Consider the following 19,762-nt stretch of genomic DNA (forward strand, 5'->3'; position numbering starts at 1 on the left):
TTTTTATTTTACTTATAGTCAATAGGTTTTAGGTTAAATTTCTTCAAAGTTAAAGTTTTAAGTATAAAACAACAAAAGTTATCTATGTGTTGTATGTAAATATAGATGAACTACATGGTGTTGTATTATTTTGTTTTTTTTAACAAAATGAATAGATTTATTTCTTTTCGTTGTTTTTAAAGTGTTAAAAAAAATACAAATTAATATTTTATTAACACTTTAAATAAGTTAAATATATAACAAAAAGTGATTTTTATAGATAAAAAGTTTAATTACGTCGATTACTAAGTGATTTGTAAATAATTATTTATTTATCAAATTACCTTCGATATGCAGTTAAAAAACAAACCATAACTGCTTAATGTCTAACCAATTAATTATTACTTTTTATGAAAACCAAATTATTTATTTTGGGCGCTTGTGCAGCACTAGTGTTAGCTGCATGTAGCAAAGATGAAAACCAAAACACAAACGATTTTACGCTTAAAGCATCAGAAGAGTACTCTATTGCTGCTTTACAGGCAAATGCCATGAAAGGTTTAAAACAAAAATTTGTTTTTGAAGCTAATGGTGAGGAGGCAGTAATACATGTAGAAAGCGGTGTTAAGATTAGGGTACAAACCTCTACAGTAAAAGTAGGCGGACAGCCTTATTTTGGACCTGTTGTGGTTGAGTATGTTGAAGTTTTTGGCAGAGGAGCCATGCTAACTGCAAATAAAACTACCTCTGGTTTAACAAATCAGCCACAATTTGAAGATGATACAAGGCCACAGCCACTTATATCAGGTGGTGAGTTTTTTGTTGATATGAAAACGGAAGAAGGAGAAAGTATTGATGAAGGAGCAGAATATCAACTTGAAGTACCGGTAGAACTAACCGGTGGTGAGGCTGATGAAGATATGACCTCATGGACAGGAAATCAGGAAGATACTGATGGCGATGGTGAGGCTGATGATGAAGGCGATGTTACATGGGATGAAGATGAAGCCGGCGACGGAGATGATGATAATGGTGACGGAGATAAGGATGTTCCTGTTGAAAATGGAGAGTATATTCTTAAACTAAAGGAGTTTGGATGGTGCAATATTGATAAACTGGCAGAGTATCCAAACCCAAAAACAACTATTTTTGTAGATGTACCTAATGGTTTTGATGATACTAATTCTAAAGTATATCTTGCTTTTGAAGGTCAGCAAAATATGCTGGTTTCACTAGATCATTATGATGCGGGTACTGAGCTTTTTGGAGAGACTTATAACCTGTTGCCTCTTGGTGAGCAATGCCATATTATTTTTGCATCAGGACAGGGTGGCCAGTGGATTTATTCTATACAAACAATTACTATAACAGTAAATGGTATTTATGTAGTGACCCCGGGATCTTTAGTAACCGCTACACAGGCAGATGTTATTAATATGCTTAACAGTTTGCCATAATCAGTATAAAAGCACAATCATTTTATACATAAAAAAGTCCCCGTGAAACGGGGACTTTTTCTGTTTTAAGGGAAACAGTTTTTAAACAATGCGTATTTTTTTGTTAATTTACTTCGATTAAAATTTATGAAGCCGTAATTTAAACCTACTTTTTGAATATAATTTAACCTTACTATGAAAGATAAAATAGTGCATAAGCTAAACGAGTTACAGGCAACAGCTATTTGTGGTAACGATATTAGCTCTTCCTGTTTATATGTATCGGCACTTACTATTGGTTACGCAGGGCAGTATGCCTGGATTTCTTTACTTGTTGTTGCAGTAGTACTTTTTATGTTTAGAAAAATATATGGCGAAGTAGTAGGGGCACTACCCTTAAACGGAGGTGCTTATAATGTTTTGCTTAATACTTCCAGTAAACGTATAGCATCAATAGCTGCAATATTAACCGTACTGTCATACATGGCAACAGCAGTTATATCTGCCAGTGAGGCAATGCATTATCTCCATAATATATTTACTGGTATTAATGTGCAAATTGCTACAGCAATAGTACTGCTAATATTTACAGCTATAGCCATTGTAGGTATAGGAGAATCGGCAGCAGTGGCTGTATTTATCTTCATAGTACACCTAATATCATTAACGCTATTGGTTGGTACTGCGTTATTTTTTATACTTAATCATGGCACCGAAACCTTTTCACTAAACTGGAAACTTCCTTCACATCCTCAGGGTATAGCTTACACATTGTTTTTGGGCTTTTCGGCAGCAATGCTTGGTATTTCAGGGTTTGAGAGTTCGGCTAACTTTGTGGAAGAGCAACAACCGGGAGTTTTCAGGAAAACGCTCCGCAATATGTGGGCTATAGTAAGTTTCTTTAATCCTGTTATTGCTATTATACTTATAGCTATTATTCCTGTAATTGAGCTTGATGAGCATAAAGAGTCTCTTTTGGCTTATTTAGGACAAACTACCGGAGGTTCATGGCTGGCATGGGTAATATCAATAGATGCCGTATTGGTACTATGTGGTGCTGTACTTACCTCTTTTGTAGGTGTATCTGGGTTACTTAAACGTATGACGCTAGACAGGATATTACCTAACTACTTTTTAAAGGAAAATAAAAACGGTAGTAGCTACAGGATAGTTATTGTATTTTTAATTTTATGTATATCGGTAATGATTGCTACAAAAGGACACCTTGAATCTCTTGCGGGTGTATATACCTTTTCCTTTTTAGCGGTAATGGCTCTTTTTGGTATAGGTAACCTTATGCTTAAAATTAAAAGGCGAAAACTGCCAAGGCCTGAAAAGGCAAACGGACTGGTTGTAGTGATTGCCATTGCTTTTATTATTACAGGGTTTGTAGGTAATATGTATTTAAGTAAGGAAGCCTTTAATACCTTTATAAAGTACTTGGTTCCGGCGCTTATTTTTGTTTTCCTTATGCTAAACAGGTCAATGCTTATTAGGACCACAGTAAGTGTACTTTCGTATTTCTATAAACCAATAAGGAAATTTGCCATTATAAGTAACCGTTACCTTGAAAGGGTTAATCGTAAGCTTCATTCTCAGGAATTTGTGTTTTTCACTAAAGGAGACGATGTTGCTATACTAAATAAGGTTATGCAATATGTAGAAGATAACGAGACGACTAAAAAACTAAAGATTGTAAACATTAAAAAAGAGAATACCTGTAATGAAGAACTCAAAAAAGATTTAGAGGTATTAGACAGGGCATATCCTGAAATACATATAGAATTTGTAGAAATGCAGGGTAACTTTGGCCCTGAACTTATAGATGAATTATCCAATAAATGGGATATACCTAAAAACTTTATGTTTATTGGGTCGCCTGGAGATAAATTCCCCTATAAGGTATCAGAACTTGGAGGAGTACGTCTTATTATGTAGTTTAAGTGTTTGATTTTTATTTTGTTATGTTTTTGTCTTTAATGTTATATTAAAACTTTTTTTTAGGAAAAATGTTACAATTTTAGTGGTTTGGTTTTTTTTAACAATTCATTTTTTTAATCTTAAAGAAATGTTAATATTTTTATTTTCTAAACCACTAAAAAAGGACTATGAGGAAAATTAAACTACTATTACTGTCCCTAATGTTTATGGCATCTGCATACGGGCAGGTATCTAATGACGGGAAGCCTACAAGCTGGAGATTGACAGAATTACCGGATGTAGCACCTATTCAAATGCCGTCATTTAATCTCGATTCCATTCAGGCAGAAGACAAAATAAGGGATGCCCAGCAAAACAAACCCTGGCGTTTTGGGTATGAGTTTCTGGTTGATAATAACCTTGAAAACAGCGGTAGCTGGCAAACTCTTGAAAATGGAGACAGGATATGGAGAATTCGTTATACTTCAAACGGTGCAAAAACGATGAACTTTGTTTTCTCTGATTACTTCATCCCTAAAGGAGCTAAAGTATATCTGTATAATAATGACAGAACTGATTTACTGGGTGCTTATGACGAAAAGCAAAACAATGAAAGGAGAATACTGGGTACATGGCTGGTTAAAGGTGAAGATATCTGGATAGAATATTATGAGCCTGCAGCGGTAACCGGACAGGGAAGACTGGAAGTGTTTAAGGTTGTACATGGTTACAGAACCAAAACATTTACTGAAATTGCTTTTGATGATTCACTAAACCAATCAGGTAACTGTCACTATGATGTGGACTGTTATGTGGAAGGTATAGAAAATCTTAAAGAGATAAGTAAACAGGCTGTTGCAATGTTAATTACAGGTGGTAACGGTTTTTGTACCGGAACTCTTGTAAATAATACCGCCGAAGACGGTACACCATATTTCCTAACAGCAAACCACTGTTACGAAGGTAATGACGACCCGGCACAATGGGCTTTCCTTTTCAATTGGGTAAACCCTAACCCTGTATGTGCTGAAAGTCCGGGAAGTACATCAAATACCGACTATCATTTAACGGCTAGTGGTGCAGTTTTACGAGCAAGAAGAACTCAGAGTGATTTTTGCTTAGTTGAAATTACTACCGAACTACCTGAAGAATGGGATTTAAAATGGGCAGGCTGGGATATTAGTACTACAATACCACCATTTTTATATGGAATTCATCATCCAAGAGGTGATATTATGAAAGTTAGTGCCGATTTTGATGCACCTACTTTAGAGATTACTCAGGTTGATGTAGGTGACGGACCTGTGACTGCCGAAGTTTGGACAGTTGAAGAATGGGATCTTACCGGCTTACAGCAAGGATCATCAGGTTCTGCAATGTTTGATAATAACGGACTTATAAGAGGACAGGCATGGTATGTGTCTAACCCTGATTTTTGTGATGGTACAGTGGCTACAAATCAAAGTACAGGTTATGGTAGGTTTGATAAGTCATGGAATACAGGTTCCAGCGCTGCTACAAGATTAAAAGACTGGTTAGACCCTGCGGGGATTATAGGTACGGGTCAAACATCGATAGGATATTATCCGCCTCAAAATCTTTTTGCAGTTGATGCTAAAGTACTGTTTTTTGATAAAGGGTATGAATCGTGTGGTAACAATGTAGCACCAACGGTAAGACTTATAAATAATGGTCTTGAAAATCTTACTTCTGCTCAAATATCTTATTCTATAAATGATGGCGAGCCTATTGTTATAGACTGGACAGGTAATTTAGGTGAAAATGAAGGAGAGCTAGTAGAACTACCTGAGTTATCACTTTCTACCGGACAAAATATTGTTACTGTAACAGTTTTAAATCCTAACGAATCAGAAGATATGTTTACTCAAAATAATACCCTTACTAATATTATTAATGTAGCTCCTGTTTATGGAGTACAAAATGTTATTGTTAATGTAAATACAGATGGTAACGGTAGTCAGGTAAGCTGGCAAATAACTATGAATAATGGCTCAAATCCATTAGTATTGTATAACTCACCAAATTATGGTAATAACCAAAGTTATACTAACGAATATCTAATGAACTCTGAAGCGTGTTATACATTTACTATAACAGATGCCGGAGGCGATGGATTAGGTAGCGGAAGTTATTCGGTATCCATAGGTAACAATGTAATTATTGAAGGAGGTGATTTTGGAAGCACTGAGTCAGTATATTTCAGACTTGACGGTTCGGCAGGTCTTGAAGATTTTGCTACAAATCCAATCACAGTATATCCAAACCCTTCGTCAGGTATATACACAGTTTCTGTTAACGAGGAGCTAACAGATGTAAATTATACTGTATATAATATGTTAGGACAGGCAGTGGCAAACGGTAAGTTTGTTAACGGCGCTAACACGGTAAATATTACCGATATGTCTAAAGGCGTTTACTTTATTAAAGCTGCCGATGCATCGGGTAAAATGTTTACAACCAAACTTATTAAAGAATAGGAATTTAATATTAGTTGATTAAAGAGGCAGGGTGTTATACTCTGCCTTTTTTCATTTGGTAACAATTTTAAGCACAAAGGCTTTATCGTCTACTTTTTGTTTAGGGGTGATAAAATGCAGTCCGGTATTATCAATGTTGAAATCGATTTTTTCATTTGATCCTAATACCGAAACACTTTCAACCTGTGGCATCTTTTCACCAAGAGTATTTTTGGTAAATGATTGTAAGGTAACCGTAGTATTTTCTCCCGGCCAGCCCAGTACAATGGCATAAATCACATTATCCTTTTTGGTATAGCGAACATCCTGTGCTGTATAGTCAAGCTTATCAAGGAACATCCCCGATTTTTCCTGTTTGGTAGGGCCTTCGCCAAATACTTCCCAGGTGCGGGTACCATAAATGGCCTCTCCGTTTACTTTTAACCATTTACCTATAGTGATAAGTATATCCTTTTGGTTTTGCGGAATAGTACCGTTTGCCATAGGCGATATATTAAGCATAAGCGCCCCGTTTTTACTAACAATATCAGCAAGAATGTCTACAATGTCATTGGCTGTTTTAAGCTGTAAATCGTTTGTATAACTCCAGCTTCCTACAGATACTGTTTCGTCTGTAAGCCAAAACTCCTTAGTGATTTGGTTAGCACGTCCTTTTTCAAAATCCTCAATACTTACGCTTTTAGGCAATTCACCTTCTTTATGGGTTATAATAACCTGTTTCCCTTCTTTAGCTGCATGGTTAAGATAATAAGCCGAGAACTGAGCCTTAAGACTATCCGGCAGTTTGGACAGTTTTCCGTCAAAATAAATCAGGTCAGGGGAGTAGTTATCAATAACTTCTTCCAGTTGACCTAACCATTCACGGTAAAACTGCTCTTTAGGGATATTACCGTAAAGTTTAGCCAGTTTAGGGTCTTCCGATGATGTTGGCATATTGGGATTATACGGAAAGTAGGATTCATCATCCAGCCATTTGTCAGGATTATCTTTATTAATTTGCAGATTACGTGCCATATGGAATGAGGTAACAAATTTTAGCCCTTTGCCATGTATGGCCTTTTCAAGCTCACCCACTAAATCCCTGTGAGGCCCCATACTTTTGGCATTCCACGGATTAATTTTACTATCCCAGTTAGCCCAGCCGTCATGGTGTTCGGCAACAATACCGCCAAATTTTGCACCTGCCTGTACATACAGGTCGGCCCACTCTTCAGCGTTAAAGTTTTCTGCCTTAAACATCGGTACAAAATCATGGTAGCCAAATTCAGATGGCAGACCGTAGGTTTCCAAGTGATGTTTGTTCTCCTCGCTGCCCTCAACATGCATAAGGCGTGCATACCAGTCGTTAGCATAAGCCGGTACCGATAGCACTCCCCAGTGAGCATATATACCAAACTTAGCATCCTTAAACCATTCGGCAGTAGCGTCATGATCTTTCATGGATTCCCAGTTAGGTTGGTATGGCCCGCTTGCCTGTTCCTCTTCTTTTTTCTTGTCAGAACAGGCTGTTAGGGCAACAAATGTTAATACGTATAATAAATTACGTTTAATCATAATTATGCTTTACTGGATGGTTACTGTTACTTCCTGGGTTATGTTTTTGCTTGAATTACCCAATTTGAATGTATAGTCTCCTTTTTCAACTACCCAGCCTTTGCTGTTTTTGTCGTAGTAAGCCAGTTCTTTTACCGGAACTTTTATAGTCACCTTTTTGCTATTACCCGCTTTAACCAGTACTTTGTTGAAACCTTTAAGTTCTTTAGCAGCACGCTCCACAGCAGATTTGGCTTTGGAAACATATAACTGAACCACCTCTTTACCATCGTGGTTTCCTGTATTTTTTACATCAATAGTAACGGCAATTGTTTCGTCTTCGTTGTATGATTTTTTATTGGCAGTAGCATTAGCCAGTTCAAAATCAGAGTACGATAAACCATAACCAAACGGATATAAAGGCTCTACATTTTTAGTATCAAACCAGCGGTATCCTACAAGGATTCCTTCCTGGTATGTTACAGTATCTTCACCCGGGAAGCTGTTTGTAGCATGAGCAGGGGAGTCAGATAATTGTTTAGGCATTGTCCATGGTAGTTTACCTGATGGGTTAACAGTACCCAATAAAACATCGGCAAGAGCGTTTCCGCCTTCTGATCCGTTATACCAGCTCCATACTATAGTTGAGTTTTCCTTTTCAACATTGTTAATGTCATAAGGAGCTCCGGCAACAAATACCACTATAGTTTTAGGGTTAGCAGCTTTTACGGCTGTTATCAGTTTTTCCTGCCCAAACGGAAGGCTAAGATCTATACGGTCGCTTGCTTCGGTTTCATAGTCACGGTTAGCACCTACAAACAGTATAGCGATGTCTGATTTTTTAGCCGCTTCAACCGCTTCGGCAATCATTTTCGGGTCAACATCTGTAACAGTTTCTTTAGCTTCCTGAGTTACCTCACCAAACTTCATTTCCTTTTTAGGCTTGAAAAGTGTTTTGTAACCTTCTGCATAGTTAATAGTAACCGATTCCGGAAGCTTTGCTTTTAAAGCCTCAAGCGGAGTAACCTCACGTTTGGTTTTTACACCGGCACCAAAACCTCCCTGAGCATGTTTAGCTGTGGCGTTAGGGCCAATTACAGCAATACTTTTAACTTCCTGAGTATTTAACGGTAACAGGCTCTCGTTATTTTTAAGCAGTACAACCGATTCGGCTGCAATGTTATAAGCATCTTTGTAGTGCACTTCGGTAGCAAGGCTTCCTTCGGCACGACTATCTGTATTGCCCATTGCCTTAACATTGAATAACAGTTTAAGTATTCTTTTAGCATGTACATCTACTTCAGCTTCGGTGACTTTACCGTCTTTAACTGCCTGTATAAGCGGGTTAGCAAACCAAAATTCGTCAAACGACGGAGCGTTTGTTCCCATTTCAAGATCGGTACCTGCTTCAAGTGCTTTTTTTGTAGTGTGAACAGCATCCCAGTCGGAAATTACCACACCCTTAAAGCCCCATTCATCCCTAAGTACATCCTGTAGCATATATGGGTTTTCACAAAGGTAATCCCCACGAAACTTGTTATACGCCCCCATAACACTGTAAGCATTTGCTTTTACAACAGCATCATGGAAAGCAGGAAGGTATATTTCACGAAGCGTACGCTCGTCCATAAGTACGTTTACCGTACCACGGTTGGTTTCCTGATTGTTTGCAGCGTAATGTTTAATACAGGCAGCCACGTTATTTTCCTGAACACCCACTACATAAGGTACAATAAGTGTTTTGTTAAGAAACGGGTCTTCTGTCATGTATTCATAAGTACGACCTCCAAGCGGTGTACGGATAATATTGAAAGCAGGGGCTAGTAATACATCCTTACCACGGGCACGTGCTTCCTCACCAATACTTCTACCGAAGGTATGAGCCAGTTCAGGACTCCATGTAGCCGAAAGTCCGGCACCGGCAGGGTAGTAGGTAGCAAAGTCGTTATCCAGTCCAAGCTTAGCCCAACTCATACGCTGTAGTTCCTCACGAATACCAAGCGGACCGTCGGCCATGTGTAATTCAGGTACTCCAAGGCGTTCCACACCTTCGTTGGTAAACATGCTGTAGCCGTGTAAAAGGCCTATTTTTTCTTCAAGGGTCATTTGCCCTACAATAGAATCTATTTTAGCATCAAACTCATCACTCATAGGAGTACCCTTATATTGGGCAGTTTCCGGCTGAGCTACCGTGTCGTTTGATGTTTTGTCTTCTTTGCACGAGGCCATAATCAGTACAAGTGCAGCCGAGAGGCATAAAATCTTATTTTTCATATATGCGGTGTATATTATTTTTTAATGCTAATCTGTTTTGTGAGTGCTATTGCATCAGATGATCCTCCTACCTGGAGTTCTATGTCTTCGGATTCCAGCTCAAATCGTTGTTTTGCCGTGTTCCAGTATTCAAGGTCTTTAGCTCTTACTGTAATAGTTACCGTTTTGGTTTCTCCTGCTTTTAAAGGTACACGTTTAAAGGCTTTCAGTTCCTTTATAGGGCGCTCCACTTTTGAGTTAAGGTGTTTTACATATAGCTGTACTACTTCTTCGCCATCTCTTTTTCCGGTATTGCTTACCGTAACCTTTACTTCAATTTCCTTGTTTTTAGATAGGGTATTGCTACCTGTTTCTATGCTTTTGTAAGCGAAAGAAGTATAGCTTAACCCATAACCAAAGGCATATAAAGGTTCTCCCTTAGAGTACATATAGGTACGCCCGTTACGGATGTTGTAATCCAAAAGAGGAGGGAGGTCGGTAATATCTTTCACCCATGTTTGGGTTAGTCTTCCCGCCGGGTTGTAATCGCCAAAAAGCACATCTGCCAGTGCGTTTCCTGTTTCCTGACTGTTATGTGTTATATGTATAATTGCCGGAACATTTTCCTGAGTCCAGTTTATGGCATAAGGGAAACTGCTTTGCAGTACAACTACTGTATTAGGGTTACTCTGGTAAACTACTTTAATAAGGTCTTCCTGCTCTAAGGTTATAGCCTGCCTGTCTACCGCTTCTTTACCATTACTTGGCACGGGGCAGTCTGCCCAGCCTGCATCACAGTAAGGATGGTTGCCTGCTATAACAATTACCACATCGGCTTCGGCGGCTATTTTGGCAGCTTTACCATCGGCATTGTTTTTAGCATAAGTAACTTCGATATTATTACCAACTTTATTTTTTATTCCCTGTAGAGGACTCACCTTATACGGCGGAGTACCACTATACCAGTCAAGGTACACATCTTCGGCATATTGCCCGATAACTGCAATACGCTTAATATTGTTTTTGTTTAAAGGAAGTAACTGTTTTGCCGGGTCGTTATTTAAAAGTACGATTGATTTTTGGGTAGCTTCAAGCGCCAGTTGTTTATGGCTCTCGCTAAGCCACGGGTCTTTAGCATTTTTATCAATGCCTATTGCAGCATACGGGTTATTACCTGTAGCATCCAGCATTCCCAGTTTTATCATTACCCTGTAGTCGCCCTTCAGTACTTCATCTATTTCTTTTTCGGTAAGGTAACCGTTTGAAATCGCTCCATACACGGCTTCGGTAAACTCATCAAGAAACTGATTGATACCTGCTTTTATAGCAGCAGCAGCTCCAAGGAATTTATCTTCATAATATTTATGGTCTGATAATAATAATCTGAAAGCTCCACCATCGGTACAAATGATTCCGTTTTGTCCCCATTCTTTAACTGTGATATCCTTAAGCATTGGGTGTACCATTGCCGGAATTCCGTTTACTTTATTGTAAGCCGCCATATAGGCACGTGAACCTCCTTCCATTACTCCCATCCTGAAAGGAACGGAGTAGTACTCCCTCCATAATCTTTCGTCAAAATCAGATGAAGTATAGGTGCGTCCGTCCTCATTACTGTTAGCAAGGAAATGCTTCATAAGCGAAGCGGTTTGCCAGTATTTGTCGTTATCTCCCTGTAATCCTTTAACAAAAGCTACAGTCATGGTTCCGTTAAAAAAGGCATCTTCACCATAGCTTTCTTCGGTACGTCCCCATCGCGGGTCCCTAGCCAAATCGGCATTAGGAGCACGCACTACCAGTCCGCCACGATTATAATGCTGATAGGCAAAGCGGGTTTCCAAAGCTTCAACCGCTGCAATTTTTTGCATTAGTTCGGTATCCCATGTTTCCCCTAAGCCATATGCCTGCGGAAAAGTGGTAGTAGGTAATGGTTCGCGGTTTTTTCCGCCCCATTCTCCGGGTCCGCCAAGGGCAAGTCCGTGAAGTCCTTCCACATGCCCTGTACCTTTAACGCCCAAACGGGGAACCGAAGGATCAGTGCTTAACGCATTAATCTTTTCGTCCAGTGTCATTAGCGACAGCAGGTTATCAATACGCTTTTCGGTATCCATATCAGGATTTTGAAAAGGGTACTGATAGCCTTTTTGCTGCGCGGCTAACGATGTAGTTATTAATAATAAAAAGTATAAACAATACTTATTCATTACTTACAGTTTTTTAAACCTGATAGCTGTACCGCCCGAAGCGCCAAGCTTAAGGGTTAATTTATCTTTTGCTGTTACGTTTTGTTTTGTAATGCTCACCTTAGCCGGGTTATGAGTCTCATCGGTACCTTCGGCATCAGCATAAATCTGAGCTTCATATTGAGCATCTGCATCAAGGAAGTCAAGACTTACTTCAAGGTCACGGGCTTTCTCATTAGTGATACTTCCTAAATACCAGTCAGCACTGTGTACATCCTTACGGGCAGTAGTAATGTATTCGCCAATTTCCCCGTTAAGTACTTTAGTATCTTCCCAGTCTGTAGGTACATCTTTAAGGAACTGGAATGCAGGATTCCCCTCGTAGTTTTCAGGAAGGTCCGCAAGCATTTGAATAGGAGAGTAGATGGTAACATATAGCGCCAGCTGTTTTGCAGCCGTAGTATGTACCCTTTTACCCGGGTATCCCTGAGTAACCTCTACATCCAGAATCCCCGGTGTAAAGTCCATTGGACCCGATAGTAATCTTGTAAACGGAAGGATGGTTTCATGGCTTGGCGGGTTACCCTCGCTCCATGCATTGTATTCCATACCGCGAGAGCCTTCGCGTGCCATCATGTTAGGGTAGGTACGTCTTTCTCCAGTATCTTTAATAGGCTCGTGGAAGTTAACCGCTAAACCGTATTCTGCCGCTTTTTTAAGTACATAGCGGTAGTAGTTTACACCAAACTGACCGTGGTGCCATTCTTTCATGTTTAGTTTAGAACCTACCTGACCTATTTTTACATTGTGTATACCTAAACGCTTGTAAAGAGCAAAACCTTCGTCTATCTCTTTTAGGTAATTGATAAGGTTAGAACCTGTTTCATGGTAACCAATAATATTTACGCCTTTGCTTTTACCGTACTCCACCACTTTTTCAAGGTCGAAGTTATCGGCATTTTCAGTAAAGCTGAACATGTGCATCCTGTTTTCATACCATGCCGGAGTCCAGCCTTTGTTCCATCCTTCAATAAGCAGGTAGTTAATCCCTTCCTTGTTGTTGAAGTCGATATACTCTTTAGCGTTCTTTGTAGTAGCACCCTGGTTTTCACTTTCCCAAAAAGTATATTTACCTATGTGCATTCCCCACCATATACCGGTATATTTAAATGGCTCTATATAAGAAGTATCGGTTAATGCATTAGGCTCATTAAGGTTAAGAATCATGTAGGAAGTAATAAGGTCACCCGGTTTTTTACCTATCTGTATAGTTCTCCATGGTGAAGTAAAGGTTTCGGTAGTACGCACCTTAACTCCGTCTGCCCAAGGCACAAGCTCTGATTTTAGGTTAGAACCTTCGGTATGTCTTAATACCATACTGGCAAAATCTACAAGGTTTGCCTCGTGGAAGCTAACTACAATCCCGTCTTTATTTTCTATGGTTAATGGTGTATGCACCACATCCAGTGTACTTACCGGAGAAGCCTCATACAGGTACTCATAGCGGTTTTCCTGATAGGCAGGAATCCACCATGCTTTACCGTCTTCTTTTAGGTTAAAGGCCGTAACCTCGTCCATAATGAAGATGCTGTCTTTTATATTTTGTTTTGGGAATACATAGCGAAATGCCACACCGTCGTCAAAAGCACGGAACTGTATTTCCAAATTGTGTTTTTCTTTGCTTTGAAGCTTAACCACCATTTCGTTATAATGGTTTCTGATGTTTTTCTTTTCGCCCCAAACCTGCTCCCAGGTATCATCGTGTGTTGAAGTTTGAACATCTACCAGTTCAAAATCTTTGGTAAGGTCTTCGTTTTTAAGTACGAATCCAAGTGCCGAAGGGGTAATGATCTCTTTCTCCTCATGATTAACGGTGTACGTAGGCATGTTACCGTTTAGGGAGAAGGTAATTTTGTTTTCACCGTTTGGCGAAGCCAGTTCGTGTGTGGTTTGTTTAGTTTCCGAACAGCCTGCAAAAAGCAGGGCAAGTAAGGCTGGTACTATAAATTTTCTTGAGGTCATGATAATTATTTATAAATAATAGATGTGCTTAAAAGTAATAAAACCGGGGACAGGAAGTCTAAACACTGGCCCCGGAGTGAGTAATAACTAACCCAAAACAACTTAATTTATTTAATCCATTCGGTTTTAAAGGTAGTTTCCCCGCTTAGAGGGTTGCTGTCCACTTCAAATCCGTTACCTTTTTTAGTAAGTTTTATGTTTTGTAACGCTTTCCCTTCCGGTAGGTATACCTTAGCTGTAGCTGTAGTAGTACCTTCGGCAGCATATACTTTAAGGGTAAGCCTGCTCCAGTCCATATCTTTTGTAGACTGAGCCAGTTTTATGTGAGGGATGGCTGTACCGCTTTTAACCAACACGATAATTGGTAATTCACCGGCAGCAATTCTGTGCCATCCGCCATTATATACTTTTTTGGTTTGGTAATCTACCCATTGTCCCGGCGGAAGATATACATCCCTTTCGGTTACTTCTTCAAATAACGGGGCAACAAGCATATCTGATCCAAACAGGTATTCGTTATCAATTAACCATGAACCTGCATCCTGCGGATATTCCACAAAAAGGGCACGCATCATTGGTAATCCTTTTTCAGAACTTTCCTTCGCCTGAGCATAGATGTACGGCATCAGTTCATAACGCATATTATCGGCATTCCTGAATGATTTAAGGAAATCTTCGCTGTACAACCAAGGCTCTGTAGGTGGTTCACCGTGGCTTCTTACGTGTGAGGTAAGCATACCAAACGGAGTCCATCTTTTGTATAGTTCTTCTGGCGACTTAGTAACGAAACCTCCCACATCATGACTCCAGAAACTGAATCCGCAAAGTCCTAATGAAAGTCCGCCACGTAGTGTAGCCGACATCGCTCCGTTTGTAGTGGCGGCATCACCACCCCAATGTAACGGATAACGCTGGCTACCAGCCCATGTGCTTCTTGCCCATATAAGGGTATAACCTTTTTCTCTTTGGGTAAGTTCGGCTACAGCCTTGTTATAGCGAAGCGGGTAGAGGTTGTGCTCGTAGAAGCCGGTACGACCTGAGTGGTAAATACCCTCGGCCGGTGCAGCCTCCCCAAAGTCAACCTTAAATACTGCCACACCCTGATCCATTAAGTGTTTTAGTTTTGCCTGATACCATTTTACGGTTTCGGGGTTAGAGAAATCCAGTACGGCATCCTCATAAGGAATGTTACCTTTTCTGTCCTTAACAGCTAAACCGTTATCAACTATTTCGTTAAACAGGGTATTTCTTGGTGTAAAATACGGTAACTGCCACAGGCATACGTTAAATCCGTCCTTTTTCATATCTGCCATCATTTTGGTCGGGGCATCAAAACGTTCTGAAGCAAACTCGTAGTTGTTTCTCCAGTCTACGTCAAACCATCCGGTATCAAAGTGGATAACATCACTTGGTATTTTATTTTTACGAAGGTTTTTAGCAATTTCACGTCCTTCTTTTTCTGAAAAGTAAGTAATACGGCTCATCCAGAAACCAAACGACCATAGCGGTGGCATAGAAGCCTTACCTGTAAGATCGGTATATTCGTCAAGGATATCTTTAGGCTCACCAATAAATATGAAAAGGTCAGCAACGTCATCGCCAATCATCATTTTATTGGCACCGGCAAAGTATTTACCAAAGTCGACCGTAACAGGGGTAGAGGTATGCATAAAAACACCATACCCACGGCTACTCATGTAAAACGGAATAGGTTTGTACATGGTTTCGTTTTGAACACCGTTTGCATCATCTGTCCATAAAACTACTTTTTGCCCGCGTTTGTTAAACTGGGTGAACGATTCACCACAACCGAATATCTTCTCATCCGGCTCAAGGCTGAAAACAGGGGCTACACTACGGGAGTAATCACTGTTTCTGCGAACATAAGAATACGGCAGTACCGGGGTGTAAGTGTTTTGAAGGTCTGAATTATGAAGCGTTGAGGTAAGCAGCTTACCTTTTGCATCATATATTTTTACGTGCCACGGATTGGTTTGTATTTCCACACTGCCGTATTGGCTTGTATATTTATGTCCCGTTGCTGTTTTGCTGTATTTCCAGTTTTCAGGATGATTTGGCGCTGTGCCGTTTACCAGCATCAGTGATTCTTTCGGTTGGTTAAACTGCGGACCCGATGTTGTTTTTATCCTTATGGCACGCTCTGAAACAAACTCGATACTGAAAGGTAGTACAGGAGCAGCTTCATATTCTGTAGCAGGGAATTCATTTGCCGCTACGGTATCAGGCTTCATCATCATGTTATTGAATGCCTGACGCGTTTTGTAATTGTAACGGGTATATTTTACGGTACCTTTTCCGGTTTTAGGATCAAACGAAGCCAGCTCGTCGGCAAAGTAAAAGGTATTAGCATAATTCTCAAAGTCGGTACTTACATCCACGGGGGCATTAAGTACAGGCGCATTTTGTATTTGCGCACTAACACCCTGTATGGCTGCGGTGGCCATAAAGAGGCTTAAAGAAATTTGTGTTAATCTGTTTTTCATTAGTTTTTATTCTTCTTGGTCACTTACTGTATTTATAGTGATAGTATTTTCTTTTAATCCATCTCCCGATGCGGTTAGGGTAATGGTTCCGGCTTCTTTTGCTGCCTGTACTATCACGAGGCATTTACCGTTAAGGGAGGTATGACTGTTACCTTTGTAAGATTCATGGCTCACAGGATCCCCGCTGCAAACGCCTACAATTTTACCGTTGCCCTTTACACTAAAATGAATCTCATTGTTAGCAGTAGCGGCAAATACACCCTTATCATCTGTAATATCAACAGTAATAAAAGACAGGTCATTACCATCAGCTTTAATGGTTTCCCTGTCGGCTGTAAGTTGTAGTTTAGCAGGTTCTCCGGCAGTTTTTACTTCTTTTTCCAGTACGGTTTTACCATCTTTTCTGGAAACTGCTTTTAAGGTACCTGCCTCAAACGGAACGCGCCACATTACATGCAGATCATCGTTTTGTTTGCTGCGTTTTCCAAGCGATTTTCCGTTAAGATACAGTTCTACTTCATCGGCATTGTTATAATAAGCCCAAACATCTACGGTTTGTCCTTCTTTCCAGTTCCAGTGCGGGAAAACGTGCAGTACCGTTTTATCGGTCCATTCGCTTTGGTACATATAGTACACATCTTTAGGGAAGCCTGCAAGGTCTACTATACCGAAGTATGAACTTATAGATGGCCATTGGTAAGGTGTAGGTTCGCCTATGTAATCAAACCCTGTCCAGATGTACATACCCGAAAGATAGTCGTGTTTTTTAATGATTTTCCATGTAGCCTCGTGTGTAGATCCCCAAGGTGCCTGTACCTGATCGTAAGCCGATACGGTATTACCCAGGTTACCATCGTAAAACGGAATGTCCCAACGTTTAGGCCACATTTTAACGGTGTCTGACCTGGTGTCATAATATCCTCTTGTAGCCAGTGCCGAAGTGGTTTCGGTAGCAATAAACGGAACTTTAGGGAAGTTTACCGGATGCTTCTCATAGGTTTGATGTGCATAATTGTAACCGATGATGTCCAGCGCCCCCGATGCTGCCAGTGCATTAGGTTTATCGGCAGTATTTTGGAACTGTATGTTTACTTCACCACTGTTCACTATTATTGGTGGATTCATGGCAGCCGTAACAGGGCGGGTGTTATCCATAGCCTTTACGATTGCCGAAAGCTCACGACCTATTTCGGCTCCTTTATCATTCCATTGTTCCGGTATTTCGTTACCTATGCTCCACATAAACACACTAGGGTGGTTACGGTCTCTCAAAATCTGGTCTTCAAGATCCCTTTTATGCCACTCGTCCCAGTAGTTGCTGTAATCGTGTGGTGTTTTGGCCTGTGCCCACATGTCAAAGGCTTCGTCCATTACAATAAAGCCCATTTTATCACAAAGGTCTAAAAGCTCAGGGGCAGGAGGGTTGTGTGAGGTGCGGATGCCGTTAACTCCCATTTCCTTCATTATTTCCAACTGACGTTCTATAGCCCTTGTATTGATTGCCGATCCAAGCGGACCTAAATCATGGTGCAGGCAAACACCTTTTATTTTTACCTGCTTACCGTTAAGCAGGAATCCTTTTTTCAAATCAAATGTAAATGTCCTAATGCCAAAAGGTGTTTTGTACTGGTCTACAACTACATTATTTAAAGAGATTTGTGTTACAGCCGTATACATTTCGGGTTTTTCAACCTCCCATAAAACAGGGTTATTTACCTTAACCTCCTGTAGAATGTTGTGTTGCCTGTTTGCGGCTATATTAATTTTTTTAGAGACAGATGCGATTTCTGAATTATCTTTAAAAAGGGTAGTGGTTACTACAAGTTCTTTTGCTTCAGGATATTCGTTTTTAATAGTAGTTTCAAGGTTAATAACAGCCTCATCTTTGGTAACTACAGGGGTTGTTATAAAAGTTCCCCACTGTGTTACGTGTGCCTTATCGGTTGTTTTTAGCCATACATTTCTGTATATGCCCGAACCCGAATACCATCTTGAATTGGGCTGTTTTGAATTATTTACCTTAACCAGTATCTCATTTTCCTTTTCACCATAGTTAAGGTAAGGGGTAAGGTTGTACTCAAAACCCAAATACCCGTTTGGACGATTGCCCAGGTGATGTCCGTTTACCCAAACATCACTATTCATATATACTCCATCAAAAACAACAGAAGTGATTTTTGTACTGTCTTTCTCAGCTACTTTAAATGTTTTTACATACCATCCCAATCCACCGTTTAAGGCACCTCCGCCAATTCCGGTAGGGCTGTTCTCGTCAAAAGGAAGCTCAATGCTCCAGTCGTGCGGAACATTAAGTGTTCTTGTCTGGTTTTTATCAATAATGGTATCGTTGCTGTCTTTGCTAAGGTAAAACTGCCAGTTTTCGTTAAAGCTTACTTTACGATTACTAAAGTCAGTATTATTTTTGCCCCCGCAGGAAGCAAGCAACAAAAAGCCTGTTAAGGCAAAAAACTGTATGGCTTTTAAATGTTTTACTGTCATGGTGCTAATAGAAAAATATCGATAAGTGGTTTTTCCGCTTATCGATATTTATTAAGTATTATTCTTTTGGCTTGTAGTGGAATACAATTAAGCATACTCCTTCACCTGTGCGGCTCTGGTCACGAATAACCGCAAGCCTTAAAGAGTTCTCAGTAAGTTCTACAACTTTTGTAGTAGTCCAGTTGCTTACATCAGGGTAGTAGTCACCACCGTAAAGCAGTTCCACACCACCGGTAAAAGTAAGGCTGTGCCCTTCAATGTCAAAAGAGAAACCACCTTCTTTAGTAGTTTGGTCGTTTGAGTTTAAAGCTGTTTGGGTAACACTTGAGTTGTAACCACCATCCAGGTTAAAGCTCATTTCACCCCAGTCTTTTTCTTCCATAACCCAGCTGTTACCTGCATAATCAGGGAACCAGTTCCAGTAGTCGCTACCGTCAGGATTATAAGGGAAGTCAAGACCTGCCCACCCGATAGGGTCAAAGAAATCAAGCTCCCATGTTTTACCGTCTACACCATTAGTTAGCATACCCCATTCAGGATCGCTAAAGTATTCTTCGTTATTAGAGTCTATAGTCACTACAATAGGACTTGCAGCTACAGGACCACCTTGAGTATAAGCAGTAAAGTAAACAGTATAAGTACCCGCAAATGGGAACATAACTGCGTTTTGGTGCTTGTTAGAGTGACCAAGATCATTACCTTCTGCATCAACATAATTCCAGTAAGGAATAATACCTTGCGTACTGTTTGTCATTATAACGCGGTTCGCGTTTTCAGGATCCTGAGTCACGCTAATGTTCAGGTCTGTTGAGCTTAGTGTCAAAGCAGGGAAATCGTCGCGATCTTCCTGCGGATCACAGGAAAACAAAGCTCCTGCAAAAACAAGTACCGTGATTATTTTAAAGTATTTTTTCATAATCATACGTTTTAAATTA

The 19,762-nt window shown here is 40.0% G+C and carries 10 protein-coding genes; 3 read left to right on the top strand and 7 right to left on the bottom strand.

All coding sequences use genetic code 11. From position 1 onward, the window contains the following. Nucleotides 1-389: 389 nt before the first annotated feature. The 3 genes from Q763_RS05885 to Q763_RS05895 all read left to right on the top strand — a co-directional run bounded on the left by Q763_RS05885 (nucleotide 390) and on the right by Q763_RS05895 (nucleotide 5,833). Nucleotides 390-1,436, top strand: coding sequence for a hypothetical protein (locus tag Q763_RS05885; RefSeq protein ID WP_035132111.1), 1,047 nt, complete (start codon nucleotides 390-392; stop codon nucleotides 1,434-1,436). 174 nt (nucleotides 1,437-1,610) lie between these two features. Further along, a complete protein-coding gene (locus Q763_RS05890) occupies nucleotides 1,611-3,353 on the top strand; it encodes an APC family permease (RefSeq protein ID WP_035132113.1) in 1,743 nt (580 codons plus the stop codon). 170 nt (nucleotides 3,354-3,523) lie between these two features. Further along, a complete protein-coding gene (locus Q763_RS05895; RefSeq protein ID WP_035132115.1) occupies nucleotides 3,524-5,833 on the top strand; it encodes a T9SS type A sorting domain-containing protein in 2,310 nt (769 codons plus the stop codon). A gap of 51 nt (nucleotides 5,834-5,884) precedes the next feature. Here the strand turns inward: Q763_RS05895 and Q763_RS05900 are convergent, their stop codons facing one another. From Q763_RS05900 to Q763_RS05930, 7 genes are all read right to left on the bottom strand, one after another. After that, complete coding sequence (locus Q763_RS05900; protein ID WP_035132117.1) at nucleotides 5,885-7,387, bottom strand: alpha-L-fucosidase; 1,503 nt, start codon at nucleotides 7,385-7,387, stop codon at nucleotides 5,885-5,887. A gap of 9 nt (nucleotides 7,388-7,396) precedes the next feature. Further along, the gene (locus tag Q763_RS05905; protein ID WP_035132119.1) at nucleotides 7,397-9,640 is read right to left on the bottom strand and encodes a glycoside hydrolase family 3 C-terminal domain-containing protein; all 2,244 of its coding nucleotides are present in this window, start codon (nucleotides 9,638-9,640) and stop codon (nucleotides 7,397-7,399) included. A 14-nt stretch (nucleotides 9,641-9,654) separates the two neighbouring features. Further along, complete coding sequence (locus Q763_RS05910) at nucleotides 9,655-11,823, bottom strand: glycoside hydrolase family 3 C-terminal domain-containing protein (protein ID WP_035132121.1); 2,169 nt, start codon at nucleotides 11,821-11,823, stop codon at nucleotides 9,655-9,657. A 3-nt stretch (nucleotides 11,824-11,826) separates the two neighbouring features. After that, complete coding sequence (locus Q763_RS05915; RefSeq protein ID WP_035132127.1) at nucleotides 11,827-13,824, bottom strand: glycoside hydrolase family 97 protein; 1,998 nt, start codon at nucleotides 13,822-13,824, stop codon at nucleotides 11,827-11,829. 107 nt (nucleotides 13,825-13,931) lie between these two features. Beyond that, nucleotides 13,932-16,328 carry a glycoside hydrolase family 31 protein gene (locus Q763_RS05920; protein ID WP_035132129.1) on the bottom strand — a complete coding sequence of 799 codons (2,397 nt, stop codon included), beginning with the start codon at nucleotides 16,326-16,328 and terminating at the stop codon, nucleotides 13,932-13,934. Between the two features lie 6 nt (nucleotides 16,329-16,334). After that, nucleotides 16,335-18,827: a glycoside hydrolase family 2 TIM barrel-domain containing protein gene (locus Q763_RS05925; protein ID WP_035132131.1), complete on the bottom strand. Its 2,493-nt coding sequence runs from the start codon at nucleotides 18,825-18,827 to the stop codon at nucleotides 16,335-16,337. A 58-nt stretch (nucleotides 18,828-18,885) separates the two neighbouring features. Then, nucleotides 18,886-19,743, bottom strand: a complete 858-nt coding sequence (locus tag Q763_RS05930) for a hypothetical protein (protein WP_035132268.1) — start codon at nucleotides 19,741-19,743, stop codon at nucleotides 18,886-18,888. Nucleotides 19,744-19,762 lie beyond the last annotated feature (19 nt).

This window comes from Flavobacterium beibuense F44-8 (genome assembly GCF_000769915.1).
Classification (GTDB): Bacteria; Bacteroidota; Bacteroidia; order Flavobacteriales; family Flavobacteriaceae; genus Flavobacterium; species Flavobacterium beibuense.

Bases quoted from the DNA above. Each gene is read 5' to 3' on its own strand.
- Q763_RS05885 (WP_035132111.1), top strand. From the start codon at position 390: ATGAAAACCAAATTATTTATTTTGGGCGCTTGTGCAGCACTAGTGTTA.
- Q763_RS05925 (WP_035132131.1), bottom strand. From the start codon at position 18,827: ATGACAGTAAAACATTTAAAAGCCATACAGTTTTTTGCCTTAACAGGC.
- Q763_RS05910 (WP_035132121.1), bottom strand. From the start codon at position 11,823: ATGAATAAGTATTGTTTATACTTTTTATTATTAATAACTACATCGTTA.
- Q763_RS05905 (WP_035132119.1), bottom strand. From the start codon at position 9,640: ATGAAAAATAAGATTTTATGCCTCTCGGCTGCACTTGTACTGATTATG.
- Q763_RS05900 (WP_035132117.1), bottom strand. From the start codon at position 7,387: ATGATTAAACGTAATTTATTATACGTATTAACATTTGTTGCCCTAACA.
- Q763_RS05895 (WP_035132115.1), top strand. From the start codon at position 3,524: ATGAGGAAAATTAAACTACTATTACTGTCCCTAATGTTTATGGCATCT.
- Q763_RS05930 (WP_035132268.1), bottom strand. From the start codon at position 19,743: ATGAAAAAATACTTTAAAATAATCACGGTACTTGTTTTTGCAGGAGCT.
- Q763_RS05915 (WP_035132127.1), bottom strand. From the start codon at position 13,824: ATGACCTCAAGAAAATTTATAGTACCAGCCTTACTTGCCCTGCTTTTT.
- Q763_RS05920 (WP_035132129.1), bottom strand. From the start codon at position 16,328: ATGAAAAACAGATTAACACAAATTTCTTTAAGCCTCTTTATGGCCACC.
- Q763_RS05890 (WP_035132113.1), top strand. From the start codon at position 1,611: ATGAAAGATAAAATAGTGCATAAGCTAAACGAGTTACAGGCAACAGCT.